The organism is Methylophaga frappieri (assembly GCF_000260965.1).
Lineage (GTDB): Bacteria > Pseudomonadota > Gammaproteobacteria > Nitrosococcales > Methylophagaceae > Methylophaga > Methylophaga frappieri.
The window spans coordinates 1,169,103-1,196,075 of record NC_017856.1 but is presented as its reverse complement, the minus strand read 5'-3'; the positions used below and the strand labels follow the sequence as shown (position 1 = coordinate 1,196,075).

Here is a 26,973-nt window from a genome sequence, read left to right as displayed (position 1 = left end):
AACGGAAAAGCCTGGTTTTAATAGGCACAGTCGTCTTCATCGCCCACAAAACAGCGTCATTTCGAATAATTTCAAAAAGACTGGATTCACAAAGAGGTGAGCAAATCGCTACGTTACTGAGATTAGTTCGTGAGACGTTCTGACGGCATCAGATTGATCATGACATAATTGAAACAGGCGCCTGAAGCCTTTTGAGGGATTTCACATAAACTGAGCGAAATCCCCCATTTTTAGCTGGATTGGCTGCATTAGACTGCACAGTTGAATTTGGTTTTTTGAGGATAGTTCGATGCCCCTTTCTTTTCCCCGTATACCCAAGAAGGCGCTCACAGTAGCCTGTCTCAGTGCCATGGCTCTTAGTGCCCATGCTGAGCAAGGTGCACTGCGATTGCAGCAATTGGAAGTGGTAGGTAATGCCGTCGCACCCGGTGAAGTCGGTATTGAAGCCGATAAACAGGAAATCCGCCAGACACCGGGCGGTGTCAACCTGATTGATATCGACCAGTTGACCGAAGGCCAGGTATCCAGTCTGGAAGATGCCTTTCGCTATGTCCCGGGCGTTTGGGCGACCAGTCCAACCGGCACCGATAGTATTTTCCTGTCCAGCCGTGGTTCTAACCTCGATGCCATTGGCTACGACACTAATGGCGTGAAACTGCTGCAGGATGGCCTGCCGGTAACGGCCGCTGACGGTAATAACCACAACCGTTTTATTGATCCGCTCAGCGCCAAATACGCGGTATTTGCCCGTGGCGCCAACGCCATGAAGTATGGCGCGAGTACCTTAGGTGGTGCGGTCAACTTTATTAGCAGTACGGCGTATGATACTTCGCCGCTGACGTTATCCATTTCCGGTGGCAGCCATGGTGAACGCTTGAGTCGTCTGACGGCCAGCAGGGTGTTCAATGATCAGGTGGATGGTCTGGTCACCATTGAAAACAAACAGTGGGATGGCTATCGGGAACACTCCAAGCATACCCGGACAGGGATTTATGCCAACGGTGGCCTGCGCCTCAGTGATAATGTATCGACCCGTTTTTACTTCACCAAACTCGATAGTGATGAAGAACTGGCGGGTAGCCTGAGTCGTGCCCAGGTTCGTGAAGATCGCGATCAGGCGGGTGCTAATAATGGCAGAGATGCCGGTCATTTCCAGTTAGATGTCGATACCTGGCGGCTGGCCAATAAAACCACCTGGGAAATTGATAATAACCGCCGCTTCGAGTTTGGCGTGTCTTATGAAGAACAGGAATTATTTCATCCGATTGTCGCCGGTCAATTTTTCAGTCTGCTGATTGATAACCGTCAGCGTAATCTCGGTACTATGGCCCGTTACCATCACAAAGTGGGCAATCATGACTGGTTGATTGGTATGAACTATGGCGTCACCTGGGTTGATGGCGGGAATTATTTCCAGTCAAGCGGTGTGAAAGGGGCTAAACAGCAGGTGAATGATAACGATGCAAACACCCTGGAACTGGTGGTGCTGGATCGCTGGCAGTTTGCCGATGACTGGACCCTGGTGGCCGGTGCGCAGGCCGTCAAAGCCAACCGTGAAGTGCGTGGAACAAACGCTGGCACAGGCGCTGTCGCACAAACTGAAGATGACTATGACAGCATCAACCCGCGTCTAGGCCTGATCTACCAGTTGAATCAGAACACCAGCCTGTACACCAACCTGAGCCGTCTTTACGAACCGCCGACAACTTATCAACTGGATGATGGTACAACTACCAGTAATGATGCGCTGAAGGCGATGAAAGGCGAGGTGTTCGAAATTGGCAGCCGCGGACACCATGCCCTTAGCGATAACAGTGAGTGGGGCTGGGATATTTCGGCCTATTACGCCAAGCTGGACAATGAAATTCTGTCGGTTGAAGATCCCAATGCACTGGGCACCTTCCTGACCAGTAATGCCGACGACACCATTCATGCTGGTATTGAAGTTTTGTTGAGTGCTGATATTGCACTAACCGAAAATCGCGATCATCGTCTGACACCGCTGCTCAGTCTGACCTGGAACCGTTTTCGCTTTGATGACGATGACAGTTTTGCTGATAACACGTTGCCGGCGGCGCCCAAGTTCTCGCTCAAAGGTGAAATGCTTTACCGTTATAAAAACGGCTTTTATTTTGGTCCCACCGTCGATTATGTCGGCGAGCGTTATGCTGATTTTGCCAACAGCTACAAAGTGGATTCCTACACCTTGTTTGGTCTGAAAAGTGGCTGGTCAAACGATAATTTCAATGTGTTTGCCGAAGTGCGGAATTTGTTTGAAAAAGACTATATTGCCAGCCACAGTGTCAGAGCGGTTGCTGCTAGCAGTGATGCTATCTTGAATCCAGGTGCTCCATTATCCGCGTATGTTGGTATTGAGTATCGGTTGTAATTAAAAGCATCGTCACAAACAAAACTGCCGTCTTCTGACGGCAGTTTTGTTTGCAAGGACGACGAACGCGGTCAAGCATTGGTTGGCAGCGCGATCAGCATTCAATCCGAGATGAAGATTTCAATGCTATTGAAATCTTCATCTCGGATGTCTTATCACGTCACGCACAATCTATTTTTCAGCACTTAAAGACTTGATTAACGGAGAATAATCGATAACGATGGCTTAATGCATTGGATAAAAAACAGCCTGGAACGCCTGAAATATCATTTCTGCTGTCTCTGTGATTTTGATGCCACAAACTTAGATGATGGATGGTTGATAGTGATGATATTTCCAATAAAAACTGACCATTCTGGGCGCCTCGATTGATGATAAGGGTGATTGGCAATGGCATGATGGCGAATGCGGCATCAGCACTGTATTCGACGTATCCTGTGACAGTTTTCGCCTCTGGCGTTTCTAACTCTCGGGCGCGCGCAAAATCCGCTTATCAGAGAGAAATTGACTTGCTGCAAAAGTCGATGTCAGACATGTCATTACTGGTCTACTTCAGCAGTTTTTTAGCGGCCGATGGTCAAAGTCACTACGCAGTTCACAAGCGATATATCGAAGATCTGATAAAGCAAAACGCGGCAAGCTATATCATTTTGCGCTTACCTCAGGTGGTGGGTATTACCAACAACGATACGTTGATTAATTACCTTGTCAGAACCATCGCCAGAAAAGAACATCTCGTCATTCAGACACAGGCGTATCGAAGCTTAATTGATGTCGAGGATGTGATGCGCGTTCTCCAGCAGCTGATTAATAAAAAACACTCTAATATCACTTTGCCTGTCGGCCCATGCCAGCCCATAAGTGTTTTGGATATAGTCAAAATGATTGAAACACGGGTGGCCAGCAACCCCAGTCTTGTTCTGAGCCAAGCTGGCAATACGCAAAAAGCAGACCTGACGTATTTACGACAGATTTTAGGCGATAACGATCCGATCTTCGCAGAAGAGTATCAATGTGCTGTGCTAGAAAAGTATGTCATGACATTATTTGAATTGGCTTGTGTCCAAAATCAGCATGTTATTTTTGAACAGCGCGCCAAAAGACCATGATCATTGTCGTGAAAGAGAACAATGAAGCATCACGGTAACATAACGCTTGAGTCGAAATCGGCGCGGACCGGGAACATACCTCTTCAAATCGAGGTGAACAATCCTAGTTTGTCTAAGTCAGTTTCGTTAAGATGCGGTCAGTGGATCTGGGCAAATTGGATACGCATTATTGGCCTTTGAAAAGTGGCTATTCAGGTACAATGTGCTGATGCAAATGTTGTTAAATTCCGCGAATGGGTTACGAATAAGGTGAGTCACTCACGCCGCCAGTTTCTTAAATCGGCTGCCTTGAGCGGTCTGGCGGCGACACTGCCAATAAGTCTGGGCAGTTGTCGGTCAGCAAAAAAAGCCAAAGTAGTTGTGATTGGCGGTGGTTATGCCGGGGCAACCGCTGCGCGTTATCTGGCGTTATGGGCACCTGAAATCGAGATTATCCTTATCGAAAAGCAGACCCGCTTTATTTCCTGTCCACAAAGTAATCTGGTGCTGAGTGGTAGCCGTCAACTCACAGATTTGACGCACTCATACGAAACGCTGGCATCATTGCCATCAATACAATTGATTCAAGATGAAGTCACTGCGATTGATGCAGACAAGAAAAAGGTCTATTTAACGCAAGGCGATGTGCAATCCTATGATCGGCTAATTATTGCGCCGGGCGTATCGCTGGATTACCACAACTTGCCGATGTTGCAATCTGCCACCGCGCAACAAAAAGTGCCGCATGCTTGGAAAGCGGGATCTCAAACGCAGTTATTGGCGCAGCAACTGCAGGCGATGCGGCCAGGCGGAACGGTCATCATGACCGTGCCGCAGGCACCATATCGATGCCCGCCCGGGCCTTATGAAAGAGCTTGTCAAATTGCGCTATATCTAAAACGCCACAACCCGAAGGGTAAGTTGCTGATATTAGATGCAAATCCAGACATTATTTCTAAAAAGTCTCTCTTTGTTGAGGCATGGCAAACACTTTATCCTAATCTAATCGATTATTTACCCACGCATGCGCTTGATTCGGTTGATGTAGATAACTTGGCCGTTGAAACCTTATTTGGAGATTATCGAGCGGATGTACTCAATGTCATTCCACCACAGCAAGCAGGTGCCGTGGCGGAGATGGCGGGTGTCGTAAATATAGATCAGCGCTGGTGTGATGTTAACTTTTTAACCTATGAATCAACTGCGATTGCGTCAATTCATGTGATTGGTGATGCCGTCGCCGCAAAAACACCCAAGTCAGGCCACGTTGCCAATCAACAGGCCAAAGTCTGTGCTGCCGCCGTGATCAGTTTGCTACGTGAAGAACAGCCTGAGCCCCAGCCGGTTTTTAGTAATACCTGTTATAGCTTTGTTGATGATAAGCAGGCCATGCATGTGGCCAATGTGTACCGCTATGATGCGAAAACCCGCGAAATGCGAACCATGAATGGTGGCGGTGTTTCAAAAACACACAGCGAAACTGAAGGCCGCTACGCGCAGGGCTGGGCTGAAAATATCTGGTCTGACATGCTGGGTGAGTTGCCCTGAGACCGCTGTTTGATGCTATTGATATCATGCTTTGGGTAGCGATACTAGGCCACGGTTTGATAATCTCTCTAATCCGAATGACAAACGAGGTTGTAGATGAGCGACTTTTTACCGGGTCTGGAAGGGGTTCCAGCCACTAAATCTGCTATTTCCTATATTGATGGTGAAAAGGGCATTCTCAGTTATCGTGGGTATTCGCTTGAAACGCTGGCGACCTACAGTACCTTTGAAGAAACAACCTTGTTATTGCTTGATGGGGAGTTGCCTACTAAGGCCAATTTAAACCGGTTTTTGATGCAGCTGCGCTCAAACTATCGCATCAAATATCATATTCGGGAAATGATGCGTCATTTTCCGCATACCGGTCATCCAATGGATATGTTGCAAACCGCAGTATCCAGTCTTGGCATGTTTTACCCCGGAACGGAATGTTTAACCGATGCGGACTCCTGCGAGGATATTGATTACGTTCGCAATATGACGGTCAACATTATTGCGCAGATGGCACCGCTGGTGGCGATGTGGCAACACATGCGTCATGGCTACGATCCGATTAATCCGAGAGATGATCTATCGGTTGCCGAAAATCTGCTGTACATGTTTACCGGTAAAGAGCCAGATCCGTTGATGGCGCGAATTATGGATGTCTGCCTAATTTTACATGCAGAACATACTCTGAATGCGTCGACCTTTGCGGCATTGGTTGCCGGTTCAACATTAGCTTCGCCATACAGCGTTATCTCTGCGGCGATAGGCACCCTTTCAGGCCCGCTACATGGTGGCGCGAATCAACGTGTTGTTGGTATGTTGCAAGACATTGGATCACCTGACAATGTTGAAGCCTGGGTCGATCACAAACTGGCCAATAAAGAAGTGATTTGGGGGATGGGCCATCGGGAATACAAGGTCAAAGATCCACGTGCCACCATCTTGCACAAACTGGTCACACAATTAGTTGAGGAACGTGGCGGGCACTTGGATCAGATGTTTGCCACGGCTATGAAACTCGAAGAAATTTGCGCAGATAGATTGGGCCATAAAGGGGTCTATCCGAATGTGGATTTCTACTCCGGTATTTTGTACTCAGAAATGGGTATTCCAGAAGATCAATTTACGGCATTGTTTGCAGTGGCTCGGAGCGCTGGCTGGTTGGCGCATTGGCGAGAGCAAATTGCCAATAACCGTATTTACCGACCAACCCAGATTTATACCGGCCACGGTCCGCGTGATTACATTCCGATGTCCAAGCGCGGCAAGTAAATAAATCAGGCAATAATGGTCTTATTGGGCTCACCGGCTATTTCGCGAACCAGTCTTGGCACCAAATAGCCGGGTAGCTTTGTTCGCATTTGCTGGATAAAGGCGATGCCTTCTTGTTCTGTCACATCAAAATGTTGGGCGCCGGCTACTTTGTCGAGCAGGTGAAGATAATAGGGCATGACCTGAGCATCACTGAGTCGCTCGCTCAGTTCAACCAGGCTTTTAGCATTATCATTAACCCCACGAAGCAGTACCGCCTGATTTAATAGTTCGCAGCCAGCCTCTCTCAGCTGACCCAAAGCGGTAGCGGTTTGCAGGTCAATTTCATTACCATGATTAGCATGGATAACCATGACAACCTTAAGTCTGGTGGTGCGAAGAAGGTCCAATAAACCGGGTGTAATGCGTTTCGGCAAAACCAGCGGTAAACGCGTATGAATGCGCAGACGCTTCAAATGCGGAATCTGTTCTAGGTCTGACACAATCTGGATTAATTTTCGGTCATTTATGACCAGTGGATCGCCGCCACTCATGATGATTTCTGTCAATGTGTCGTCTTCAGCAATGGCGGCACAGGTTTGCGACCATTGACTTGCCAGCGGATTACTCTCGCTATACGGAAAGTGGCGCCGGAAACAATAGCGGCAATGGATAGCGCAAGCACCGGTCATCAATAATAGTGCCCGACCGTGGTATTTTTGCAGTATGCCGGCCGACTTAATGGCCGCGTTATCGCCTACCGGATCAGTTAAAAAGCCCTCAGCTGGTAATGTCTCGTCAGTGAGTGGCAGCACCTGGCGTAATAATGGATCCGTGATATCAGCAAAGCGCATTTTACTTAAGTAGCTTTGGGTGACGCGCAAAGGAAACGAGCGAGTCTGTGCTGCGGTCAAGACTTCTGTGTGATGGTTCAGTCCAAGCCGGTTGAGCAACTCGGCAGGATCATGAATGGCATTTGCTAATTCCTGTTGCCAGTTAGGAGTGATGTCGACAGCTTTGGTTTGCGGTATCATAGGGCGCTTTATTTCGGTTAACCAGACGATGATCGTCGCGAAAAGAGGTTTGCATGGCAACTTATAGTACCAATGAATTTAAAGGCGGATTGAAATTCATGCTGGATGGCGATCCCTGCAGCATTATCGAAAACGAATTTGTTAAACCCGGAAAAGGGCAAGCTTTTAATCGGGTAAAGTATCGCAATTTGAAAACTGGTCGAGTCAACGAACGGACTTTTAAGTCAAATGACTCGGTTGAGAGTGCTGACGTAATTGAGATGGATTTGGAATACTCCTACACCGACGGTGAGTTTTGGCACTTCATGGACCCAACCACCTTTGAACAGTATGCAGCTGATGCCAATGCTATCACTGACAGCAAGGATTGGCTCAAAGAGCAATACACTTACACGGTCACGTTGTGGAATGGCTCACCGTTATTGGTGACGCCGCCTAATTTTGTGAACTTGGCTGTTGTTGAGACTGATCCTGGTGTTCGTGGTGATACCTCCGGTGGGGGTGGTAAGCCGGCAACTCTAGAAACAGGTGCTGTCGTGCGTGTGCCGCTGTTTATTGAAATTGGTGAAGTCTTGCGGGTTGATACACGCTCTGCGTCTTACGTCGAGCGCGCGAAGGATTAAAACCGAGCCAGATTTGATTTCAGTGGCTTTGACAGACAAGCACAGCGTTATAAAAATTTAACGTATGTAGAGATGACAAATTTAAGCGCCACGGCGACATTATTGAAACGGCGATCTGAACTTTACCATTCGGTTCGCCGTTTTTTTTACCAGCGACATGTGCTCGAAGTGCAAACGCCAGTGTTGTCCTTTGCCGCGCCGACGGCACCTTATCTGGATAGCTTTTCAACCACACGCCGGCTTGGTCAGCGTCAACAAAACCTGTATTTACAGACCTCACCCGAATTCGCCATGAAACGATTGTTGGCCGCGGGCAGTGGTGCGATTTTTCAGATTTGTCCGGTGTTTAGACATGGCGAGGCTGGAAAGCAGCATAGTCCTGAATTTACCATGCTGGAGTGGTACCGACCGGGATTCACATTAACGGATTTAATGGACGAGGTTGATGCATTAATACAGTCCATTTTGGCTTGTCCTCCAGCAAAACGCTTGACTTATGCGCAGGCATTCAATGATGTTTTGTCAGTCGACATCTTCTATGCAGATAGCCAGCAACTAAGGCAGCTTGCCCGACAACACATCGCTGGCCTGCCGACAGATTGGCAACGAGATAAAGATGGCTGGTTAGAGCTACTGATGAGTGAGGTCATTGAGCCAGCATTTAAAAACGCGTCCCAGCCTGTCATGATCTCTGATTTTCCTGCCAGTCAGGCACAGTTAGCCACCTGCCACGCTAATGCTGAGGGTCACCCTGTCGCGGCACGATTTGAGCTTTATTTGGGTGGGCTGGAACTTGCTAATGGTTATCATGAATTAGCTGATGCTGATGAATTAGCCAGACGTTTCAAAGCGGATAACGTGCAACGTAAGCAACTAGGATTACCTGAGATGCCCATCGATACGCATTTGCTCGCCGCACTCGAGGCAGATTTTCCCGATTGTAGCGGTGTTGCGCTTGGTCTAGATCGGCTGTTGATGCTACTGATGGATGTCGACAATATTGATGCCGTCCAAGCGATTCCGTTTGAAACGGCATAAATTAATTTTGCATTAAACCCGGTAACCATAAACTGATTTGCGGAAATGCAATCAACACCGCCAACATCAAAATTTGTATCGCAACAAATGGAACGATACCCCGGTAAATTGATTGAAGCTTCAACTCAGGTGGGGCACTGGCTTTCAGATAAAAAAGAGAAAAACCAAAAGGCGGCGTCAGAAAAGAGGTTTGCAGATTCATGGCAATCAATAGTGCAAACCAAAGCGGATCAAGACCAAGTACTAAAGCGACTGGCGCCAGTACCGGCACGACAATAAAACAGATTTCAATAAAATCCAGAAAAAAACCGAGCACAAAGATCAGCAGCATACTGAATAATAAAAAAGTCCATTTGCCGCCCGGCAAACCAGAAAACAGATCCAGAATCAGCTTATCGCCGCCCATCACGACAAAAACCATACCAAAAGCCGTGGCACCAATAAAAATCAAAAACACCATGCTGGTTAGACGTGTCGTTTTTTGCATGGCATCTTGTAAATTAGCCCAAGTCAGTCTGCGATTGAGTAAAGCCAGTAATAGCGCACCCAATGCGCCTACCGCAGCCGACTCGGTTGGTGAGGCAATCCCCATGAAAATCGAGCCGAGTACGGCAATAATTAACAATAACGGCGGTAATAAACTACGGCAAACGGACTGCCACAAAGCGACACTATCAGACTCATCTGATTTTACTGCCGGTGCTAAATGCGGGTGCCGCCACGCGACATAAGCGATATAGCCGATATAGGCAACAATGAGCAGCAGCCCTGGAATGATCGCGCCGATAAACAATTCACCGACCGGCACCCCAATCACATCTCCGAGCAGAATTAAAATGATACTGGGCGGAATAATCTGTCCCAGCGTGCCTGACGCAGCAATCGTGCCACTGGCAAGGCTTGGTGCGTAACCATGACGTAACATGGCGGGGAGAGCGATCACGGCCATGGTCACGACAGAAGCGCCCACAACTCCTGTTGTGGCGGCCAAAAGTGCACCAACCATGACAACCGAGATTGCCAATCCACCCCGAAGCTGGCCGAATAAACGTCCCATCGTGGCGAGTAAGTCCTCAGCCAGACCAGATTTCTCCAGTATGACGCCCATAAAGACAAATAAGGGCACGGCCAGTAGCGTAAAGTTGGTCATGACGCCCCAAATACGCATCGGCAATAAATCAAAGAAATCCATGCCCTGAAAGACGCTGCCGAAAAGCAAGGCAATGGCGCCCAACGTAAAAGCAACCGGGAAGCCGATCAGAAGCAGCGCAAACAATACGGCGAACATCAATAAGGCCCAGACTTCCATCACTGGCCTCCAGTCTGTTTTAAAACAAGAATATTGCGGAAAAGCTCACCAATACTTTGAATCAGCAAGAGGCTAAACCCCACGACAATGCTGCTTTTAATCAGAAATCGATAGGGCAGCCCACCCGGATCGGGTGAACCTTCCTGATACCAAAAAGCATTTTGTACAAACGGCCAAGTGCTGATGATGATCAGCACACAAAAAGGCATCAGTAAAATTAAAGTGCCGAAAATATTGATCCAGGCCCGGTGTCGATTAGTTAGCCATCGGCTGTTAAACAACACATCTACCCGAACGTGACCATCATGTTTGAGCGTATATGCGCCGCCGAGCAAAAAAATCAGGGCAAATATATGCCACTCAAGTTCTTGCAAGGCGACTGAGCCCTGACTGAAGACATAACGCATGAATACGTCATAACTGGTAAGTAGTACCAGTAGCAGGATGAGCCAAGAGATAAGTCGACCACTTAGTTCGGTAAAATAATCTATTCGCTGTAACCAGCGAGATATGAGCGCTAACATTGATTTATAAACTCAGGAACAAATTAGGAAAATTTTCCCACAAATAAGCAGGTCTCTGCCAGTTCGCTTTTGGCTGGCAATTGTGATCAGTGTTTAGTAAAGAAGTGTTAAAGTAGATTGAAACCAAATTTAAGGGAGGAAATTATGCAAAATTCGTCAGATAAACCGAACCAGAATGAACGGACACAATTGATGCGTTTGCTGTATATGTTGCTGTTTGGTTTGGTCTTGTATCTTGCCTTAATCGTATTGGTTGTGGTGGTTGTAGTGCAATTTGTGTTCGCACTGTTTACCGGGGGGGCTAATGCAGCAATTCACGGTTTTTCCAAGGATTTAACGCAATACATTCATCAGCTGATTCTGTTTCTGACTTATCAGCGTGAGCGGCGGCCGTATCCTTTCAATCCCCTTGATGATGAGATTGATGAAGCGCCGCGTCGCGGTGAAGACTACACGGCAGAGTACCAAGATGTGACTGACAGGGAAAAAGAGTAGAATCCACGCCTTGCCGTTAATGGAACGAACTTAGATTTATGATAACTATCATTTCACCGGCCAAAACACTGGATTTTGAGTCTGTACCAACGACAACAAAATGTAGTCAACCGGCCTTATTAGACCAGTCTGAAAAACTGATTAAGGCATTACGCTGCTTGTCGGCACAAGAGCTTGCCAGTCTGATGTCCATTAGTGACAAACTGGCTGGGTTAAATGTGGCGCGTTATCAGGCTTGGCACACGCCTTTTACGCTTGAGAATGCCAAACAAGCCGTGTTGGCCTTTCAAGGTGATGTTTACACAGGTTTGGCGGCGGAAAGTCTGGATCAGAAAGGACTGGATTTTGCCCAGAAACACCTTCGTATTTTGTCGGGTTTATATGGTGTTTTAAAACCCTTGGATTTAATGCAGGCCTATCGCTTGGAGATGGGGACGCGGTTTGCGCCGGGTAACGCCAGTAATTTATACCAATTTTGGGGAGATTTAATCACCGATACCCTTTCTTCTGATTCGGCATTTACCTGTGATAATACGTTAATTAACCTGGCTTCCAATGAATATTTCAAAGCCATAAATACTAAGCGTTTATCAGCAAAAATCATTACGCCGGTTTTTAAAGATGAGAAAAATGGACAATATAAAATCATCAGCTTTTACGCCAAGAAGGCACGTGGTTTGATGAGCCGTTACATCATTGATAACCGTATTGATAATCCAGATGAACTCAACGCATTTAACAGTCAGGGGTATCGTTACAGCGAAGCCATGAGTCAAGCCAACAGCCCGACTTTTATTCGCGATCAACAATGAGACAAGCTGGGTGACTTGATGAGACTGTCAACACGGAAGTTGATTTTACTTCTTTTCTGGCTGTTCAGCTTGAGTGGTTCTCACGCATCTGCGGTTATGCTGACAACAGAACAAGCCGAATTTTTGCAAAAAATGCCGCAAATTCGGCTCTGTGCGGATCCGGACTGGTTACCGTATGATGGCATTGATAAAAAAGGCCAGCATATTGGCATTATGGCCGGATTTCACCAGCTTTGGGCAGAAAAGCTGGGTGTGAAAATACATTTGGTTCCAACGGTAAGTTGGCAGCAGTCGCTTGATTATTTGCGAGATGGCCAATGCGATGTGTTGTCCAGTGCAATGGATTTGCCGGCTCGACGAAATTACATGGTAGTAACACGCCCTTTTGTTTTTTACCCCTTTGCCATTGCCACGCAGCCAGGTAAGGATTTTATTGTCGATCTCAGCCAGGCGCTGGATGAAACATTTGCCGTTGTCGAAGGGTATTCTGTAGTGGATGTGTTAAGGCAGCATCACCCTGATGTGACAGTTTATCCGGTCGATTCGCCCAGAGAAGGCTTGAAACTCGTCGAAACAGGTCGCGTTTATGGCTATATCGATACAGTGCCAACCATTCATTATCAGATGTTGCGGCATGGCATTTCGCATTTGAAAATTTCTGGCATTCTGGAACAAGAGTATGCGATGTCTGTTGGTGTTAGCCGTCAGTTGCCCGTGTTGCGTGACATTTACAACGCGGTTATTTCAGAAACGAGTGAAACAGAGCGACAGGAAATTCTGAAATCATGGATATCAGTTAACTATACCGTGCCAAAGCCTTGGTTCTGGCTGTGGATTCTGTTGTCGGGTATCGCTGTGCTGACCGCTATCTTGAGTTATCGCTATTGGCATGTGCATCGTCATAATCAACGATTACAATCCATTAATAATCATCTGATACACCTGTCTCATAACGACCAATTAACGGGCATCGCTAATCGTTATCGTCTGCATCAGTTATTTCAACGTGAAATGGAGTACGTCAAAGCGCAGGGCAAGACGTTTTCCGTATTGATGGTTGATGTGGATTACTTTAAGAAAATCAATGACATTTATGGTCATGGCGTCGGGGATAATGTGATTTGTGAGGTCGCCCGGTTGCTGGAGTCACTGTTGAGATCTCAAGACGTGGTAGGCCGGTGGGGGGGGGAAGAATTTCTGATTTTATGTCCACAAACTGGTTTATCTGGTGCGTCAAAACTGGCGGAAGATATTCGCCATCAGATTAAAACCCATCAGTTCAGTATTAGTGAGAGCGTTACCATTAGTGCCGGTATCAGTGAATACCAACCTGGAGAGTTGGTTGAGCAATGTATAGAGCGAGCTGACCAGGCGCTATATCAGGCCAAGACAAAAGGTCGAAACAGAACCATTGCTCTCTCGCCTCAGGATATCACGTCATCATGACATACTGGTTTCAGGCAACAGTCAGCTCAAATGGCGCTGGTCGCTCATTTATCAGGGTAACGTTCTGTGATAGCCGCATAAACGTCGGGTCGTCGATTTTTTAGATTAGTGACCGCACCTTCATTGCGAACCAGTTTGAGTTTTTCCAAATCCAGATCAGAAAACAGCATCATTTCGGTATTAGGTGTCGTTTCTGCCATCACTGCGTCATGTGGGAAAGCAAAATCAGACGGCGAAAACACAGAAGATTGTGCATATTGGACGTCCAGATTTTCAACTTTGGGCAGGTTGCCGACACTCCCCGTAATGGCCACATAACACTCATTTTCGATAGCACGAGCTTGCGCACAGTGGCGTACCCGTAAATAGGAGTTTTTGGTGTCTGTCCAAAAGGGAACAAAAATAATATCAACACTTTGATCAGCTGCGATGCGACCGAGTTCAGGAAACTCAATGTCGTAACAAATCATGATGGCTACCCGACCAGCATCAGTATCAAATACTTGAAAATCAGTGCCGCCTTCAATCACCCAGTCGCGCCGTTCGTGGGGCGTGACATGGATTTTTCGTTGCATTTCAACGCGGCCATCACGATGACAAAGATAAGCTACATTGTAGACGCGTTCATCCTCTAGCAAAGGCATTGAGCCGGTAATGATGTTGATATTGTAGCTGACCGCCATCTCTGACATCGCATCGCGAAACTGTTCGGTAAATCCGGCAAGAAAACGAATCGCCCGGGTCTGATCGACCTGATCCGTTAAGCCCATCAATGGGGCATTAAAAAACTCCGGAAATAAGGCAAAGTCACTTTTGTAATCAGAGAGGGCGTCGACAAAATATTCGACCTGCTTCAATACTTCTTCAACCGAGGTAAATTCACGCATCTGCCATTGTACGGCGCCAAGTCTCACTTGGGTTTTTCGGCTTCTCACCACCAGTTCCGGCGGGGTATAGAGAATATTGTTCCAGTCGAGCAAGGTGGCATGACCGAGCGATTTTTCATCTTCGGGCAAATATTTATGCATCAGCCGTGTGACCTGAAAATCGTTCGATAACTGGAAGGTCAAAATGGGGTCATAAATCTCTTTGCGAGAGACTTGCTCGATATATTCGGTTGGCGATAATTGCTCAGCAAATTTATGGTAATTTGGAATCCGGCCACCGGCCAGAATAGCCCGTAAATTCATTGACCGACAGAGTTCTTTTCGCGCTTCGTAAAGTCGACGACCTAGCCGGTAACCCCGATATTCAGGATGAATAAACACATCCAGTCCATACAAAGAGTCTCCCTTTGCGTTGTGCCAAATTTTTTCGTTACTTAAGATCAAGTCATCATAAGTATGGGGATTGCTGAACCGGTCATAGCTGACCATGACGGTGAGCGCAACGGCGATGAGTTCACCGGAATCTTCTATACAAATCTGGCCTTCAGGAAACTGGCTAATCAACCCTTCAATAGTGGCTTGCGGCCAAGCGCCGCCAATATCGTTATAGACAATATCCATCAAGTTTTTGAGCTGTCCGTAATCTGTTAGCGTCAGGTTACGCAGGTTCAGGTGTAACTCTTCGTGAGCCATAAAATCTCCAGCAATATTTTCAATTGAGTCTAGCAGATGTCGACAACGACAATGGCACCAACAAAGGATAGGGTTGATTCCGTTGTCATTCGGTATTAATCACGCGCTGTCTGAGCGTCGGTACCTGGTTGATTTGCCAGTTGGCGATGCCCCAATGCCATATTTCCGGCATTGTCGCTGTGATCAGCGATATCGGTGGGTTCAGCCCTAGAAAGCGAAAAGCCTGAATTAATAAATCCCCTGTTGTAGGGTAGGCAACAGCGGGCGCCCGATTTTGTTTGCTGAGTTTTTGTTGTTGTGGATTCACAGCTAGTGGAAAATGTGCATAACGAGGCTGTGGATAGCCAAGTGCTATTTGAAGCAACTGTTGTCGTGGCGTCGAGTCGAGTAGATCAGCACCTCTGACAACATCAGTGATGCCTTGGCATGCATCATCGACGACAACCGCAAGTTGATAAGCAAATAAACCATCCGCACGGCGCAAAACAAAATCGCCCACATCCCGCGCAATATTCTGGCTCAGTTGTCCCTGAATACGATCAGAAAAATCATGTTCTGTCTGATCAACCTGAAAGCGCCATGTGCGTGCTGACTTACCTTGTAATCCCTGACGACACGTGCCTGGGTAAACTGGACCATCGATGCCTTGATACCCTGCTTCAGCAACTTGTTTACGGGTACAGCCGCAACAAAAAGCACGTTGATCGGCGATCAATTGCGTCAACGCCTGTTGGTAGGCGTCCAAATTGGCTGATTGTCTGGCAATATGACCATCCCATTGAAAACCATAGGCGTCGAGTTGAAACAAAATCTTATCCGCTGCACCTGGAATTTCACGTGGTTTATCAATGTCCTCTATACGCACGAGCCACTGGCCATGATGTGCTTTCGCATCAAGATAACTGGCCGTTGCCGCCAGCAGTGAGCCAAAATGGAGCTCACCCGTTGGCGATGGAGCGAACCGACCAACATAAGGACGAGATTTTAAGGTTTGCTTCATCTTGTGTTGTTAAAATTGACTTAATCAGTTTTCAGCCATGTGGGAGTAAAACTTATTCATGAAAACGTATTTGTTTGTCTATGGCACATTGCGTCGATCATTATCTCACCATAACAGGCTGACCGTCGCAGCGGAGTTTATCAGCCTAGCAACGATGCAGGGCAAGCTTTATTTGCCAGCAACATATCCGGGCGCTATTGATTCTGATGACAATGATGACAGGGTTGCGGGAGAGGTGTATCGAATCATCAATGAGTCATGTTTGCTTGAGTCACTGGATGACTACGAAGCCTGTTCGCCACGGTATCAAACACCACACGAATACTGTCGGGTTCAACGCCCAGTCCAGCTGCTAGACGGTGCTATGCTGACCGCTTGGGTGTATTTGTACAATTGGCCGGTAACGAATTTACCGATTGTTCCCTCCGGGGATTTCTTACACTGTATTCAACAATGATGACAGGAGAAGCATGTTCGACTTCACACAAATAAAAACATACTGGTCAACGCTTCAGTCACGTTTGACCAACCCCGCTGGCTCCAGCGGCATCAGACGTTTTTTCGCTTGGATTTTGTTGGGGGCACTGATGGTTTTCAGCATCTTTTTCGTGCTGTTTTTATTACTGCTTAGCTGGTTATTGATACCAATCATGCTCTGGCGAGGGCGGCGTGCAATGGCGCAGCACCGTGCGGGCACGTCGGCAAAACCAGATGGCACAAATGGTCACATTATCGAAGGTGAATTGATTACCCGCGATACCCACAACAGCCAGTAAACGGGCCGTTTTGGCCCGTCTTATATTTGTACTATGGTTTCAAACGCCCAGATTCAAATTACCGCCAAATAAACCAACCACACCGATAACAATCAGATAGATGGCGACAATGTAATTTAACAGTCTGGGCACGACCAGAATTAGAATGCCAGCGATAAGGGAGAGCAGAGGCGTCAGTGCAATAGTCATGGGCTTATCCTTGGTTTAATGTTAAAAAGCAAATTGAGTATGCCTGTTGTCGTTCCAATCAGGCAAATTGTGCTTTTATAATCCAGTTAACAGGATTAAGCGAGTGGCGAGGTGAACATGCGGGTTCATAGTTTTCATCATGTCCCTTTTGAGGGGCTTGGCAGTATTGCGAAATGGCTTGAATCACAACAGTATGATATTACGCAGCATCATCTGAATAATCAGTTTACGTTGCCTGAGATAGAACAAGTGGATGCGCTGATTGTGATGGGCGGGCCAATGAGTGCTAATGATGACAGGCATTATTCGTGGTTGGTGCCGGAAAAACAGTTTATTCGCAGTATGATTGATGCGGGAAAACCGGTGCTTGGTATTTGTCTTGGCGCGCAATTGATTGCCAGTGTTCTCGGTGCGCGGGTATATCCATCAACGCACAAAGAAATTGGCTGGTGGCCTGTAAAACGTGAGTCAGATACGACAGTGCTGCCAGCGACCTTCACGGCCTTTCACTGGCATGGTGAAATGTTTGATGTTCCTGACTCGGCAACGCTGCTGGCAAGCAGTGACGGCTGCCAACATCAAGCTTTTCGCTACCAGCAGCATGTCATTGGCTTGCAATTTCATCTGGAAACCACACCTGAACTGGTCGACGCATTATTAGACCATTGCTATGAAGATCTCACCCCCGGAACATTTGTCCAAAACAGTCAGGATCTGAGTCATACGCCGGTTGCCACTTATCAGGCAGCCAATGCCGCGATGAAGACGCTCCTTAAGGGCTGGCTGACCAACCAAGCCGGAAGCCGTGATATTTGAGGACTTGGTTGGTCACGGCAACGTAAGCGTCCTTTAACCCATAAAACTGTCACAAAACAACGCTAGCATAACGATTACCTCTAAATAAAGGACGGGGCAATGTTTGGCTGGCTGAACGGCTTAAAAAAAACATCAGAAACACCGGCTAACGCTGCGCAACCAACGGGGCCGTTTCAGGCGCGCTTTGTTATTGTGGATCGACAGCATTACGTGCGTTCCCAATATGGTGTTTATCTGAGAACACGCTGGACAGATGCCACCTTCCACTTTTGCATACTTGGTGTTTATGGAAAGGCTTTATCCGATTTTCTGGCAAGCCAATGTCGTCCTTTCAGTTTTATCGATATTGGCGCCAATCAGGGTTTATACAGTTTGTTGGCGGCCCGAAGTGCCTGTTGTCAGCAGGTTTTTGCTTTTGAACCGGTCAGTGATAATTTTCAGTATCTTAATGACAATCTGAAAATGAACGGTGCAGCTAGTAAAACCTTGGCTTATCAGGCTGCCATCACAAATCAGCAGGGAAAAATGCAGATAACGCTGAAAAAGGGGCACAGCGGTGGGGCATCATTACGCTCACAATCTGCACCCAAAAGTCGACTTTACGAATCAATACACAGCATTAATGCAGCAAATTTGCGCAGTTTGTTTCGTTTTGTGGAACGCGCCATTATCAAAATTGATGTGGAAGGTTTTGAAAACACCGTGATCGATGAGTTGGCTAAATCCGGTGTTTTGCACCGAGCCGCGGCGGTATTTTATGAAGTGGACGCGCGTTGGTCCTGTCCTGAACAGATTCGTCAACAACTGGCAGATGCCGGTTTTGCCCACTTTTATCCGCTGGGTAAAGGATTTCACTACGATGTGTTGGCAACACGGGAAGCTGTTTAGAACTCAAAAGCGGCAATTAATGGAGCATGGTCTGACAAATTGTGCCAATCCCGCCTTGGTGGTCTTTCACACAAAACGGGTTCGAGACCACGATAGTAAATTCGGTCCATTTTGAACATCGGCATCCAGGCAGGCCAGGTGCGGGCATGACGTTTATGCAGCGTGCGATAAGCTTCCTGCAGATTTAAGTGTTGATTCAGATGTTTTTCGGCTTGTTCTCCCCAATCATTGAAATCGCCGGCCACAATCAGTGGTGCGGTGTGGGGAACATGGGCATCAATGCGTTCACACAGCTGAATAAATTGTTTTCTACGCTCACCCGCAGTTAAGCCTAAGTGAATACAGATAATGTGTAATTCTGTTTGGCTGCCAGGCAGGTTAATGACGCCGTGCAAAATACTCCGACTTGCCCAGCTGTAGGGTGAAATATTGATGTTTTCCCAACGCACCAGCGGAAATTTACTTAAAATCGCATTGCCATGGTGGCCGACGTTGTAAACCGCATTTTTGGCATAAGCGAAATGAGGCCAGATATCCTGCGCGATAAACTCGCAATGGGGGCAATCCGGCCAGCGCTGATGGTTTTGTTGATGGGTTAAATGCTCCCCTTGAATCTCCTGAAGCAACAAAATATCTGCTTCTGTTTCATTAATCGCATCACGCATCTGATGCAAAATAAATTGGCGATTGCCAGCATTGAAGCCTTTGTGCAGATTGTAAGTCAGTATGCGCAGCTGATTGGTTGCCATGCGATCTCGGTCAGTCTTATAAAAGGCTACTTTAGCATTTCAGACGGTTTATTCGTATGACAGCGTCAATTACCGGTCAATGCTAGACAAGGCTCTAATCAGTGCAAACGGATGTTAATCCTGCAGAGCTAACTGATCGTCACAATTCGGCGTAACGGTGTTTTTTTCTGATGAGCTCACCAGCAAGGTATTGTCCAGATAATTTCTTCCCACCAATACCGGAAAAGTCATCCGGCTTCGATCGGCAACCGTAAAGCGGGTTTTTTCGAAATAATTCCCGACACATAGCCCCATTTCGACGACATAGCGAGTTTGTTCGCCACTGGCTTGAACCACCGTGATTTCATCCAGTAATGGTTGCGTCATTTCATGTGTATCACCGTGGTGATCGATAAAAGTAAATCGTAAATACCGGGTACCGTTCTTTTGGATTTCTCTGGTATTGATGCCATACAGTGAGTTGGTCGTCGCGCCAGTATCTATGCGGGCAGGCACTTCGATGCCACCGGGATACAACATGGCTTTCTCTTCGTGACCGAGTACGGGTTGGTTGCTGGACGTGGGGATGCTGCTCTTGTTTGCTGTGTTAGCCATCACTGAAAAGCTGGCTACTAACAGGCTGCTCACCAGAATTCCTCGCATCATTTTCCTCCTCGTTGATTGAATGACCGACCGGTTTGCTGACTCAATTAAAGCAGATTGGTTCTGTGCATCAATTTATCAAGTCTTTTACTACTTGGCCAAAGCCATTAAAAAAATGGCTTGATATTTAAATGGATTAACCCCATTTGGGGCATATCGTTTTAAAAATGGCCAAAATGGAGACTGAAAAATAATGGGCATTGATGCGCACAAAGAAACCATGGGCTTCCAAACGGAAGTCAAACAATTACTGAATCTGATGATTAACTCGCTCTACAGCAACAAAGAAATTTTTTTGCGGGAGTTAGTATCGAATGCTGCCGATGCGGCGGATAAATTACGTTTTGAAGCCTTATCTGACGATAAGCTTTATGAAGACGACGCGACCCTGCAAATCAATGTCGATTTTGATGCCGATGCCCGCACGGTAACGGTTTCTGATAATGGTATTGGCATGACCCGTCAGGAAGTCATTGAAAATATCGGCACCATTGCGCGCAGTGGCACCAAGGCTTTTTTTGGCAAGCTGACCGGTGATGAGGCCAAAGATTCACAGTTAATCGGCCAGTTTGGGGTAGGCTTTTATTCTGCCTTTATTGTCGCCGATAAAGTGACTTTGAAAACACGGCGTGCTGGTGAATCAGCCGACCTAGGCGTGATTTGGGAGTCTGCTGGTGAAGGCGAATTCACCATTGAAACGATTGAATTGCCAAAACGAGGTACCGAAATCACCCTGCACCTGCGTGAAGGCGAAGATGAGTTTCTCAACGGCTGGCGTTTGCGCAACATTATCAGCAAATATTCGGATCACATTAATTTGCCAATTGTCATGCGCAAAGAGCCCGTTCCGGACGAAGAGGGCAAGGTTGATGACAGTGTTATCGAATTTGAAACTGTCAATAAGGCAACCGCCCTGTGGACATTGTCAAAAAATGACATCAGTGACGAGCAATACAATGAATTTTATAAACAAGTTGCCCATGATTTTGAAGACCCGCTGACCTGGAGTCACAACAAGGTCGAAGGCAATATTGAGTACACCTCGCTACTTTACATCCCATCCCGTGCCCCATTTGATCTCTGGGATCGGGATCGCATGCACGGTATCAAATTGTATGTAAAACGCGTTTTCATTATGGAAGACAGCGAACAGCTGATGCCACGATACCTGCGCTTTATTCGCGGGGTGATTGATACCAATGATTTGCCACTCAATGTGTCCCGGGAAATTCTGCAAAGCAGCAAAACCATCGACACCATTCGTGCTGCCTCAGTGAAAAAAGTACTCTCTGAACTGACAAAAATGGCCGAAAATTCGCCCGAACAATACAGCAAATTCTGGCAGGAATTTGGTCAGGTGATTAAGGAAGGCCCAGGCGAAGATTTTGCTAACAAAGAAACACTCGCCAAACTGATACGTTTTGCCAGTACCGAGTCGGGCAATGCTGAGCAAACAGTTTCATTGGCGGACTATGTTAGTCGCATGCAAGAAAAGCAGGACAAGATTTATTACATCACGGCAGAAAGTTTTGCCGCTGCCAAAAACAGCCCACATCTGGAAGTCTTTCGGAAAAAAGGCATTGAAGTCTTGCTGTTGACGGACCGTGTTGATGAATGGCTGGTCAATTCGCTGACGGATTTTGATGGCAAACATCTGCAATCCGTTGCCAAAGGCGATCTGGATCTGGGTGAACTGGAAGATGAAGATGAGAAAAAAGCCCACGAAGCCGTCGAAAAAGACTTCGAAGGATTAGTTGAGCGCGTTAAAACCACGCTGGGTGACAAGGTCAAGGAGGTTCGCATTACCCACCGTTTGACCGATTCACCAGCTTGCCTGGTTGCGGATCATTACGATATGAGTGGTAACCTGGAGCGGATGCTCAAAGCAGCGGGGCAGCAGGTACAAACCAGCAAGCCAATCTTGGAGTTGAATCCAGAGCATCCCATGGTGGTCAAGTTGAACGATGAAAACAGTGAAGACAAGTTTGCTGACTGGACATCCATTTTGTTTGACCAGGCGCTTCTTGCTGAGGGTGGACAGTTGGATGACCCGGCGAGTTTTGTCAAAAAACTGAACGCCATGTTATTACAACAGGCCTGAGACTGACCGGGTCTGCGCCCGGTATCGCAAATACGTTAAAATGCCGGTCATAGCGCCGGCATTTTTTTGTTGGCAATAGGGTAACAGATTAAAATCAGGACATTATCATGCAAGACGACGCCACACAGGCTGACCATCTGCAACGCTTTATTTTCGATTCTGCCGCCGTTCGCGGTGAGTGGATTCAGCTTCGGCAAACCTGGCAGACGGTCAAGGCGCAACGCGACTATCCCCCGGCAGTTGCTTCGGTGTTGGGCGAGTTGCTGGCTGCGGCGGCTTTGCTGGCCGAGACAGTCAAGTTGGATGGTCGGCTGGTATTGCAATGTCGAAGCGAAGGGCCCGTTTCGTTATTGATGGTGGAATGCACCAGCGATCATACGTTGCGTGGACTGGCCAACTGGCAAGACGATATTGCTGATGATGCGGATTTGCAAACGATGCTTGCCGGTGGCACGCTGGTGCTGACAATTGAACAAAATGGTGTCAAACAGCCCTATCAGGGTGTTGTCAGTATTGATGAAAATTCCGTCGCCGGGGCATTAGAAACCTATTTTGCTCGATCAGAACAGTTACATACGCGGATCTGGTTACATACAGATCAGCAAACAGCGGGCGGTTTGATGCTGCAGCAGTTACCGGAGCAGGATCCCAATAAGATCGATGAAGACTGGCGCCGACTCAATCACCTGGCTGCCACGTTGACACGGGATGAATTGTTGCAGCTGGATGCTGTGACGCTGCTTCACCGCCTGTTTCATGAAGAAACGGTGCGATTATTGAGCACAACCATGTTGGAGTTTGCCTGCACTTGTTCGCGCCAGCGCGTTGCCGATACGATTAAATTGCTGGGCAAAGCAGAAGCAGACGATATTCTTCAGGAAAATGGTTACGTCGAACTCGCCTGTGAGTTTTGCAATACCCATTATCAGTTTGACGAAGTTGATGTCGCGGGACTATTTAGTGACCCAATGACCATTCAAAGCGATTCCAAGACACTGCACTGATTAGCGATGGCGCATATTATTATTATCGGTGCCAGCACAGGTGGTTTACCGGCTGCATATGAGTTGCGTTCGCGACTCGGCAGCCAACATCAAATAACCGTTGTCAGCAATACACCAAATTTTCATTTTGTCCCCAGTAATCCGTGGGTTGCGCTGGGCTGGCGAAAACCAGCGGACATTCAGTTTGCCTTGGCGCCGGTATTGGCGACCAAGAAAATCGGTTTTTATGATTGTGGTGTCAATCGTATTTATGCAACACGAAACCAGCTTGATCTCAGCGACGGGAGCACACTGGATTACGATTATTTGATTGTTGCGACAGGCGCGGCACTCGATTTTGAGGCTATTCCCGGCTTTGGTCCGGCTCGTTATAGCCATTCGGTGTGTACGGTAGATCATGCTGAGACCACTTATAAAAACTGGCAGACATTTTTGGCTGATCCGGGTCCGGTCGTGATTGGTGCTGTTCAAGGTGCGTCTTGTTTTGGTCCGGCCTACGAATATGTGATGATGGTAAACCATGCGCTCAGAAAAGCCGGTCTGCGCGATAAGGTACCGATGACGTTTGTCACTTCTGAGCCTTACATCGGTCATCTTGGGCTTGGTGGAGTGGGGGATTCCAAAGCGCTGTTTGAATCCGAATTTCGTGCCAACGACATTGACTGGCTTGATAACAGTCGCATCATTAATTTAAGCACGGATAAGGTCATGGTTGAACAACTGGACCAACAGGCCAAAATACAGCGCAGGGTAACGTTGCCGAGCAAGTTCACCATGTTGATACCGGCATTTCGCGGTGTCGCTTGTGTGGCAGCACTGGGTGCACCGGCAGTCAATTCACGTGGTTTTTTGAGAGTCGATGCCTGTCAGCGTAGCCTGGCATTTTCCAATGTTTTTGGTGTTGGCGTGTGTATCGATATTCCGGCCGTTAATGGCACTGCGCTGCCTGTCGGGGTCCCTAAAACCGGCTTCATGATTGAAACGATGACCAAAGCGGCAGTCAACAATATCATTGCCGAAATAGCCAGCCAGCCGGCTTCTTACGAAGCGAGCTGGAATGCGGTGTGTTTAGCAGATATTGGGCACACCGGTGCGGCTTTTATTGCGGTGCCGCAAATCCCGCCGCGTAACCGGGTATGGGTAAAAAAAGGCCGCTGGGTTCGTTCAATAAAAATTCTTTTTGAAAAATATTTTTTATTTTGCATGCGCCGCGGAATAACGACGACAAAAATAGATCGAGTTCTATTACGGTTTTTTGGTCTTGAGAAACTTAAATAGGCATAGAAGAATTGTCTCGTTGATGTAGCGACAAGAACTGAATTCGTTAAGAATCCCTTAAACGCACACTTTCATTTTCCTGATTGAGCTGTTGCCTCTAGCTGAGCTACTTACAATGGCATCGTCATGATTTGTTCCCAACTTCTTTGACCATTTTGACTGCCTTGCCTAGGGTTTTTATTTTTTATCCCTATTTTTTTAATACATTTGTTAGGAAATATTCCTGAATTTCGTGAAGAGGTATCACCTATCTGCTCAAATTTTGTTAAGTTAAGCTAGGGAACACAGAGTAATAAAAGACAGTCTCGTGTTAAACACAATGGAGCTTGTTAATCCATTATTGCTTGGGTAATGTTCCTCAATGTGAGAGATGTGTCCGCGCAGGACATAAAAAATAAATTATAAAAATAGGTGTTTTATGGAAGAGAGTCGAAGTCAGGCTGGAAACCCTAACTGGGCCAGTATTCTCGGCGTTATCGCAATAATGCTCGGCGTTTTTTTAACAGGCATGCACGGTAACGAATTAATGAAACAATCGGTCATTCAAGGCAATATGCCTGCTTCCGGGATAATGCCAGAAGCTGATTGCCCGGAAGAAGAGCTAGAGGAAGAAGGGTTAACTCTGGCTGAATGTGAATATCTCGTTGATCATGTGGCTGGTATCGCCCTTGCGATGCCAGATTGGTTTCCAAGTGCCATGATGATTCTGTCAGTCGCGGGTGTTGTTTTAGCATTTTTATCCATTATCGTTGGCGGTGCTTTAGTGAATTTCACTAACTGGTCCGTCGTTGGGGCTATTTCGGTCTTTTCCTGTCTTGCAGTAATTGATTTATTGCAGTTTGCTGTCGTGGTCAATACAGGGCCAATTCTGCGTGATGCGTATTTGTGGAGTGTGCTGTTGTGGTTAATTTTGCACGCCATGATGGTGGTAGGCGCAATTGCCGGTAGAAATGCTGAAATGGCTAAAGGTTGAGCGTTTGCTCGCTTTTTGAAGACCTCATATTGATTTCGGGTGAAGAATATGCAAAGAGAAGGGTTTAATAGAACATCGGTTATTGTTCACTGGCTTATCGCCGTGTCCATTTTTTTCTTATTTATTTCTAGCTGGTGGATGATGGGGTTACCCTTGCCATCAGCAGAGTTACAATTTCGAGCATTTCCATTTCAGCTACACAAAAATATTGGCATTACGTTAATTTTATTATTAGCTGTTCTGCTCTATATGCGCCTTAAGTATAGACCGGCTCAACCATCTGATAGTGACATGAAGCCTTGGGCATACAAGTTAGCGCTATGGGGGCATGTTGCTATCTACGTGTTTATTCTTGCTGTCTGTGTGACTGGATTTTTGTCATCAGCACATACCCGTTGGGATACAACTGTCTGGTGGTTGGTTGATATTCCCCGTCTTTTCCCTGCTGACGAAGAGATGAATGAATTTTGGGGAGAGTTACATACTTATTCAGCTTGGATATTGCTCGGCCTTGTCGCTATACACATTAGTGGGGCGGTTTATCATGCTTTTCGAAATGATGGCATTGTCCGAAGGATGATGCGTTGGTAAAGATATAAAAAAGGGGGAGGTATAATTTATGCCTCCCCCTTAATTTATTATTATCGTTTGGCAATAATCCAAACGGCGTGAACGATACCAGGTATGTAGCCCAGCAAGGTCAACAGGATATTCAGCCAAAAAGCACCGGCAAAACCAACCTGTAAAAACACGCCCAGCGGTGGTAATAAAATCGCAATCAGAACACGTATAAAATCCATAAAATCTCCTTAAGTAACTGAGGTGATAAGTAGTGACCATAAGTTGCTCGCTATCCATATCGCTAACCAAATCATTAGCACTAAAGCGATAATCAGGATAATCAAAAACAACAGACTTCCTACCAATGAATGCCGTTTCACTTTGTCTGGGTGCTGTTGATAAGCAGTGATGAGATCCGCATTTCGTTGATTGGCTTTCCAGACGAAATCAAAAATATCACCGAAAACAGGAATGGCGCCAATGCTGGTGTCAATCAAAATATTAATTAACATCCTCAATTTAATAGGCGTGGGTATACCAGCCCGATGGGCCTGAAATAAAATCAGACCAGATAACAAGCCGGCGATAGCATCACCCAGGCCGGGAATCAGTCCCAATAACCCATCTACACCAATACGATAACCGCCAGGTAGGCGAATACTGTTATCCAGAAACCAGCCTAGCCTTTTGGCAAAGTCATTGTGACTCATTCGAGGTCATCTCCATCAACGCTCAATTACAGTTCAACAGACTACATAGGTGTCAAAGGGTCTGCATTTGTGCCAAGAATCTGCCAAAATGAAAACCAGAAAATACACCTAATTTAGTCATCAACCAACAGCATCATTTATCGCCTTTGGTTAAGCCAATG

General features: G+C 46.9%; 28 protein-coding genes. 18 read left to right on the top strand and 10 right to left on the bottom strand.

The window, feature by feature from the left end:
• Positions 1–289: 289 nt before the first annotated feature.
• The 4 genes from Q7C_RS05555 (at position 290) to Q7C_RS05535 (ending at position 6,285) form a co-directional block, all read left to right on the top strand.
• On the top strand, positions 290–2,389 hold the full coding sequence (locus Q7C_RS05555) for a TonB-dependent receptor family protein (protein ID WP_041366579.1): 2,100 nt from the start codon (positions 290–292) through the stop codon (positions 2,387–2,389).
• A gap of 371 nt (positions 2,390–2,760) precedes the next feature.
• The gene (locus Q7C_RS13300; protein ID WP_014703739.1) at positions 2,761–3,498 is read left to right on the top strand and encodes an NAD-dependent epimerase/dehydratase family protein; all 738 of its coding nucleotides are present in this window, start codon (positions 2,761–2,763) and stop codon (positions 3,496–3,498) included.
• 249 nt (positions 3,499–3,747) lie between these two features.
• Positions 3,748–5,025: an FCSD flavin-binding domain-containing protein gene (locus Q7C_RS05540; protein WP_014703738.1), complete on the top strand. Its 1,278-nt coding sequence runs from the start codon at positions 3,748–3,750 to the stop codon at positions 5,023–5,025.
• A 96-nt stretch (positions 5,026–5,121) separates the two neighbouring features.
• Positions 5,122–6,285, top strand: a complete 1,164-nt coding sequence (locus tag Q7C_RS05535) for a citrate synthase (protein WP_014703737.1) — start codon at positions 5,122–5,124, stop codon at positions 6,283–6,285.
• A 5-nt stretch (positions 6,286–6,290) separates the two neighbouring features.
• On the opposite strand, the gene epmB is transcribed toward Q7C_RS05535, so the two are convergent.
• Positions 6,291–7,298, bottom strand: coding sequence for an EF-P beta-lysylation protein EpmB (gene epmB / locus Q7C_RS05530; RefSeq protein ID WP_014703736.1), 1,008 nt, complete (start codon positions 7,296–7,298; stop codon positions 6,291–6,293).
• A 53-nt stretch (positions 7,299–7,351) separates the two neighbouring features.
• Here epmB and efp point away from each other — a divergent pair, with 53 nt between their 5' ends.
• Both efp and epmA read left to right on the top strand, forming a co-directional pair.
• On the top strand, positions 7,352–7,921 hold the full coding sequence (efp, locus tag Q7C_RS05525) for an elongation factor P (protein WP_014703735.1): 570 nt from the start codon (positions 7,352–7,354) through the stop codon (positions 7,919–7,921).
• Between the two features lie 72 nt (positions 7,922–7,993).
• Positions 7,994–8,959 (top strand): EF-P lysine aminoacylase EpmA, encoded by a 966-nt coding sequence (epmA, locus tag Q7C_RS05520; RefSeq protein ID WP_014703734.1) that lies wholly within the window; start codon positions 7,994–7,996, stop codon positions 8,957–8,959.
• A 1-nt stretch (position 8,960) separates the two neighbouring features.
• Here the strand turns inward: epmA and Q7C_RS05515 are convergent, their stop codons facing one another.
• Both Q7C_RS05515 and Q7C_RS05510 read right to left on the bottom strand, forming a co-directional pair.
• Positions 8,961–10,268, bottom strand: a complete 1,308-nt coding sequence (locus Q7C_RS05515) for a TRAP transporter large permease (RefSeq protein ID WP_014703733.1) — start codon at positions 10,266–10,268, stop codon at positions 8,961–8,963.
• The gene (locus Q7C_RS05510) at positions 10,268–10,792 is read right to left on the bottom strand and encodes a TRAP transporter small permease subunit (protein WP_014703732.1); all 525 of its coding nucleotides are present in this window, start codon (positions 10,790–10,792) and stop codon (positions 10,268–10,270) included. The genes Q7C_RS05515 and Q7C_RS05510 overlap by 1 nt, the downstream gene beginning before the upstream one ends.
• 144 nt (positions 10,793–10,936) lie before the next feature.
• Between Q7C_RS05510 and Q7C_RS05505 the strand changes: the two genes are divergently transcribed.
• Genes Q7C_RS05505 through Q7C_RS05495 form a run of 3 tightly spaced genes read left to right on the top strand, consistent with a single transcriptional unit; the run spans position 10,937 to position 13,545 of the window.
• Entirely contained in the window at positions 10,937–11,287 is a 351-nt protein-coding gene (locus Q7C_RS05505) for a DUF4389 domain-containing protein (RefSeq protein ID WP_041366575.1), read from the top strand.
• Positions 11,288–11,325: 38 nt separating this feature from the next.
• A complete protein-coding gene (gene yaaA, locus Q7C_RS05500; RefSeq protein WP_014703730.1) occupies positions 11,326–12,099 on the top strand; it encodes a peroxide stress protein YaaA in 774 nt (257 codons plus the stop codon).
• An 18-nt stretch (positions 12,100–12,117) separates the two neighbouring features.
• On the top strand, positions 12,118–13,545 hold the full coding sequence (locus Q7C_RS05495; protein WP_151194723.1) for a diguanylate cyclase: 1,428 nt from the start codon (positions 12,118–12,120) through the stop codon (positions 13,543–13,545).
• Positions 13,546–13,589: 44 nt separating this feature from the next.
• On the opposite strand, the gene Q7C_RS05490 is transcribed toward Q7C_RS05495, so the two are convergent.
• Together Q7C_RS05490 and gluQRS are read right to left on the bottom strand one after the other, a co-directional pair.
• Positions 13,590–15,125 (bottom strand): bifunctional GNAT family N-acetyltransferase/carbon-nitrogen hydrolase family protein, encoded by a 1,536-nt coding sequence (locus Q7C_RS05490; protein ID WP_014703728.1) that lies wholly within the window; start codon positions 15,123–15,125, stop codon positions 13,590–13,592.
• 85 nt (positions 15,126–15,210) lie between these two features.
• Positions 15,211–16,125, bottom strand: coding sequence for a tRNA glutamyl-Q(34) synthetase GluQRS (gene gluQRS / locus Q7C_RS05485; protein WP_014703727.1), 915 nt, complete (start codon positions 16,123–16,125; stop codon positions 15,211–15,213).
• 58 nt (positions 16,126–16,183) lie between these two features.
• Between gluQRS and Q7C_RS05480 the strand changes: the two genes are divergently transcribed.
• The gene (locus tag Q7C_RS05480) at positions 16,184–16,582 is read left to right on the top strand and encodes a gamma-glutamylcyclotransferase family protein (RefSeq protein ID WP_014703726.1); all 399 of its coding nucleotides are present in this window, start codon (positions 16,184–16,186) and stop codon (positions 16,580–16,582) included.
• A gap of 13 nt (positions 16,583–16,595) precedes the next feature.
• Positions 16,596–16,901 (top strand): hypothetical protein, encoded by a 306-nt coding sequence (locus Q7C_RS05475; protein WP_041366573.1) that lies wholly within the window; start codon positions 16,596–16,598, stop codon positions 16,899–16,901.
• Positions 16,902–16,940: 39 nt separating this feature from the next.
• Here the strand turns inward: Q7C_RS05475 and Q7C_RS13485 are convergent, their stop codons facing one another.
• Positions 16,941–17,090 carry a DUF3096 domain-containing protein gene (locus tag Q7C_RS13485; protein ID WP_014703723.1) on the bottom strand — a complete coding sequence of 50 codons (150 nt, stop codon included), beginning with the start codon at positions 17,088–17,090 and terminating at the stop codon, positions 16,941–16,943.
• A gap of 117 nt (positions 17,091–17,207) precedes the next feature.
• Between Q7C_RS13485 and Q7C_RS05470 the strand changes: the two genes are divergently transcribed.
• Complete coding sequence (locus Q7C_RS05470) at positions 17,208–17,906, top strand: type 1 glutamine amidotransferase (protein WP_014703722.1); 699 nt, start codon at positions 17,208–17,210, stop codon at positions 17,904–17,906.
• 99 nt (positions 17,907–18,005) lie between these two features.
• Positions 18,006–18,794: an FkbM family methyltransferase gene (locus Q7C_RS05465; RefSeq protein ID WP_014703721.1), complete on the top strand. Its 789-nt coding sequence runs from the start codon at positions 18,006–18,008 to the stop codon at positions 18,792–18,794.
• Here Q7C_RS05465 and Q7C_RS05460 read toward each other — a convergent pair.
• Positions 18,791–19,543 (bottom strand): endonuclease/exonuclease/phosphatase family protein, encoded by a 753-nt coding sequence (locus Q7C_RS05460; RefSeq protein WP_041366571.1) that lies wholly within the window; start codon positions 19,541–19,543, stop codon positions 18,791–18,793. The genes Q7C_RS05465 and Q7C_RS05460 overlap by 4 nt on opposite strands.
• A 114-nt stretch (positions 19,544–19,657) precedes the next feature.
• Positions 19,658–20,188, bottom strand: a complete 531-nt coding sequence (locus tag Q7C_RS05455) for an ATP-dependent zinc protease family protein (RefSeq protein ID WP_238532349.1) — start codon at positions 20,186–20,188, stop codon at positions 19,658–19,660.
• A gap of 190 nt (positions 20,189–20,378) precedes the next feature.
• Here Q7C_RS05455 and htpG point away from each other — a divergent pair, with 190 nt between their 5' ends.
• The 5 genes from htpG (at position 20,379) to Q7C_RS05430 (ending at position 26,132) form a co-directional block, all read left to right on the top strand.
• The gene (gene htpG, locus Q7C_RS05450; RefSeq protein ID WP_014703716.1) at positions 20,379–22,286 is read left to right on the top strand and encodes a molecular chaperone HtpG; all 1,908 of its coding nucleotides are present in this window, start codon (positions 20,379–20,381) and stop codon (positions 22,284–22,286) included.
• Between the two features lie 107 nt (positions 22,287–22,393).
• Positions 22,394–23,290, top strand: a complete 897-nt coding sequence (hslO, locus tag Q7C_RS05445) for an Hsp33 family molecular chaperone HslO (RefSeq protein ID WP_014703715.1) — start codon at positions 22,394–22,396, stop codon at positions 23,288–23,290.
• Between the two features lie 6 nt (positions 23,291–23,296).
• Positions 23,297–24,568 carry an NAD(P)/FAD-dependent oxidoreductase gene (locus Q7C_RS05440; protein WP_014703714.1) on the top strand — a complete coding sequence of 424 codons (1,272 nt, stop codon included), beginning with the start codon at positions 23,297–23,299 and terminating at the stop codon, positions 24,566–24,568.
• Positions 24,569–24,986: 418 nt separating this feature from the next.
• On the top strand, positions 24,987–25,541 hold the full coding sequence (locus Q7C_RS05435; protein ID WP_014703713.1) for a hypothetical protein: 555 nt from the start codon (positions 24,987–24,989) through the stop codon (positions 25,539–25,541).
• Positions 25,542–25,589: 48 nt separating this feature from the next.
• Complete coding sequence (locus Q7C_RS05430; protein ID WP_014703712.1) at positions 25,590–26,132, top strand: cytochrome b; 543 nt, start codon at positions 25,590–25,592, stop codon at positions 26,130–26,132.
• 50 nt (positions 26,133–26,182) lie between these two features.
• On the opposite strand, the gene Q7C_RS13480 is transcribed toward Q7C_RS05430, so the two are convergent.
• Together Q7C_RS13480 and Q7C_RS05420 are read right to left on the bottom strand one after the other, a co-directional pair.
• On the bottom strand, positions 26,183–26,341 hold the full coding sequence (locus Q7C_RS13480) for a YqaE/Pmp3 family membrane protein (RefSeq protein WP_014703711.1): 159 nt from the start codon (positions 26,339–26,341) through the stop codon (positions 26,183–26,185).
• A 9-nt stretch (positions 26,342–26,350) separates the two neighbouring features.
• Positions 26,351–26,812: a DUF4112 domain-containing protein gene (locus Q7C_RS05420; RefSeq protein WP_014703710.1), complete on the bottom strand. Its 462-nt coding sequence runs from the start codon at positions 26,810–26,812 to the stop codon at positions 26,351–26,353.
• Positions 26,813–26,973: the final 161 nt, after the last annotated feature.

Bases quoted from the DNA above. Each gene is read 5' to 3' on its own strand.
- Q7C_RS05555 (WP_041366579.1), top strand. From the start codon at position 290: ATGCCCCTTTCTTTTCCCCGTATACCCAAGAAGGCGCTCACAGTAGCC.
- Q7C_RS13300 (WP_014703739.1), top strand. From the start codon at position 2,761: ATGATAAGGGTGATTGGCAATGGCATGATGGCGAATGCGGCATCAGCA.
- Q7C_RS05535 (WP_014703737.1), top strand. From the start codon at position 5,122: ATGAGCGACTTTTTACCGGGTCTGGAAGGGGTTCCAGCCACTAAATCT.
- epmB (WP_014703736.1), bottom strand. From the start codon at position 7,298: ATGATACCGCAAACCAAAGCTGTCGACATCACTCCTAACTGGCAACAG.
- efp (WP_014703735.1), top strand. From the start codon at position 7,352: ATGGCAACTTATAGTACCAATGAATTTAAAGGCGGATTGAAATTCATG.
- epmA (WP_014703734.1), top strand. From the start codon at position 7,994: ATGACAAATTTAAGCGCCACGGCGACATTATTGAAACGGCGATCTGAA.
- Q7C_RS05515 (WP_014703733.1), bottom strand. From the start codon at position 10,268: ATGGAAGTCTGGGCCTTATTGATGTTCGCCGTATTGTTTGCGCTGCTT.
- Q7C_RS05510 (WP_014703732.1), bottom strand. From the start codon at position 10,792: ATGTTAGCGCTCATATCTCGCTGGTTACAGCGAATAGATTATTTTACC.
- Q7C_RS05505 (WP_041366575.1), top strand. From the start codon at position 10,937: ATGCAAAATTCGTCAGATAAACCGAACCAGAATGAACGGACACAATTG.
- yaaA (WP_014703730.1), top strand. From the start codon at position 11,326: ATGATAACTATCATTTCACCGGCCAAAACACTGGATTTTGAGTCTGTA.
- Q7C_RS05495 (WP_151194723.1), top strand. From the start codon at position 12,118: ATGAGACTGTCAACACGGAAGTTGATTTTACTTCTTTTCTGGCTGTTC.
- Q7C_RS05490 (WP_014703728.1), bottom strand. From the start codon at position 15,125: ATGGCTCACGAAGAGTTACACCTGAACCTGCGTAACCTGACGCTAACA.
- gluQRS (WP_014703727.1), bottom strand. From the start codon at position 16,125: ATGAAGCAAACCTTAAAATCTCGTCCTTATGTTGGTCGGTTCGCTCCA.
- Q7C_RS05480 (WP_014703726.1), top strand. From the start codon at position 16,184: ATGAAAACGTATTTGTTTGTCTATGGCACATTGCGTCGATCATTATCT.
- Q7C_RS05475 (WP_041366573.1), top strand. From the start codon at position 16,596: ATGTTCGACTTCACACAAATAAAAACATACTGGTCAACGCTTCAGTCA.
- Q7C_RS13485 (WP_014703723.1), bottom strand. From the start codon at position 17,090: ATGACTATTGCACTGACGCCTCTGCTCTCCCTTATCGCTGGCATTCTA.
- Q7C_RS05470 (WP_014703722.1), top strand. From the start codon at position 17,208: ATGCGGGTTCATAGTTTTCATCATGTCCCTTTTGAGGGGCTTGGCAGT.
- Q7C_RS05465 (WP_014703721.1), top strand. From the start codon at position 18,006: ATGTTTGGCTGGCTGAACGGCTTAAAAAAAACATCAGAAACACCGGCT.
- Q7C_RS05460 (WP_041366571.1), bottom strand. From the start codon at position 19,543: ATGGCAACCAATCAGCTGCGCATACTGACTTACAATCTGCACAAAGGC.
- Q7C_RS05455 (WP_238532349.1), bottom strand. From the start codon at position 20,188: ATGATGCGAGGAATTCTGGTGAGCAGCCTGTTAGTAGCCAGCTTTTCA.
- htpG (WP_014703716.1), top strand. From the start codon at position 20,379: ATGGGCATTGATGCGCACAAAGAAACCATGGGCTTCCAAACGGAAGTC.
- hslO (WP_014703715.1), top strand. From the start codon at position 22,394: ATGCAAGACGACGCCACACAGGCTGACCATCTGCAACGCTTTATTTTC.
- Q7C_RS05440 (WP_014703714.1), top strand. From the start codon at position 23,297: ATGGCGCATATTATTATTATCGGTGCCAGCACAGGTGGTTTACCGGCT.
- Q7C_RS05435 (WP_014703713.1), top strand. From the start codon at position 24,987: ATGGAAGAGAGTCGAAGTCAGGCTGGAAACCCTAACTGGGCCAGTATT.
- Q7C_RS05430 (WP_014703712.1), top strand. From the start codon at position 25,590: ATGCAAAGAGAAGGGTTTAATAGAACATCGGTTATTGTTCACTGGCTT.
- Q7C_RS13480 (WP_014703711.1), bottom strand. From the start codon at position 26,341: ATGGATTTTATACGTGTTCTGATTGCGATTTTATTACCACCGCTGGGC.
- Q7C_RS05420 (WP_014703710.1), bottom strand. From the start codon at position 26,812: ATGAGTCACAATGACTTTGCCAAAAGGCTAGGCTGGTTTCTGGATAAC.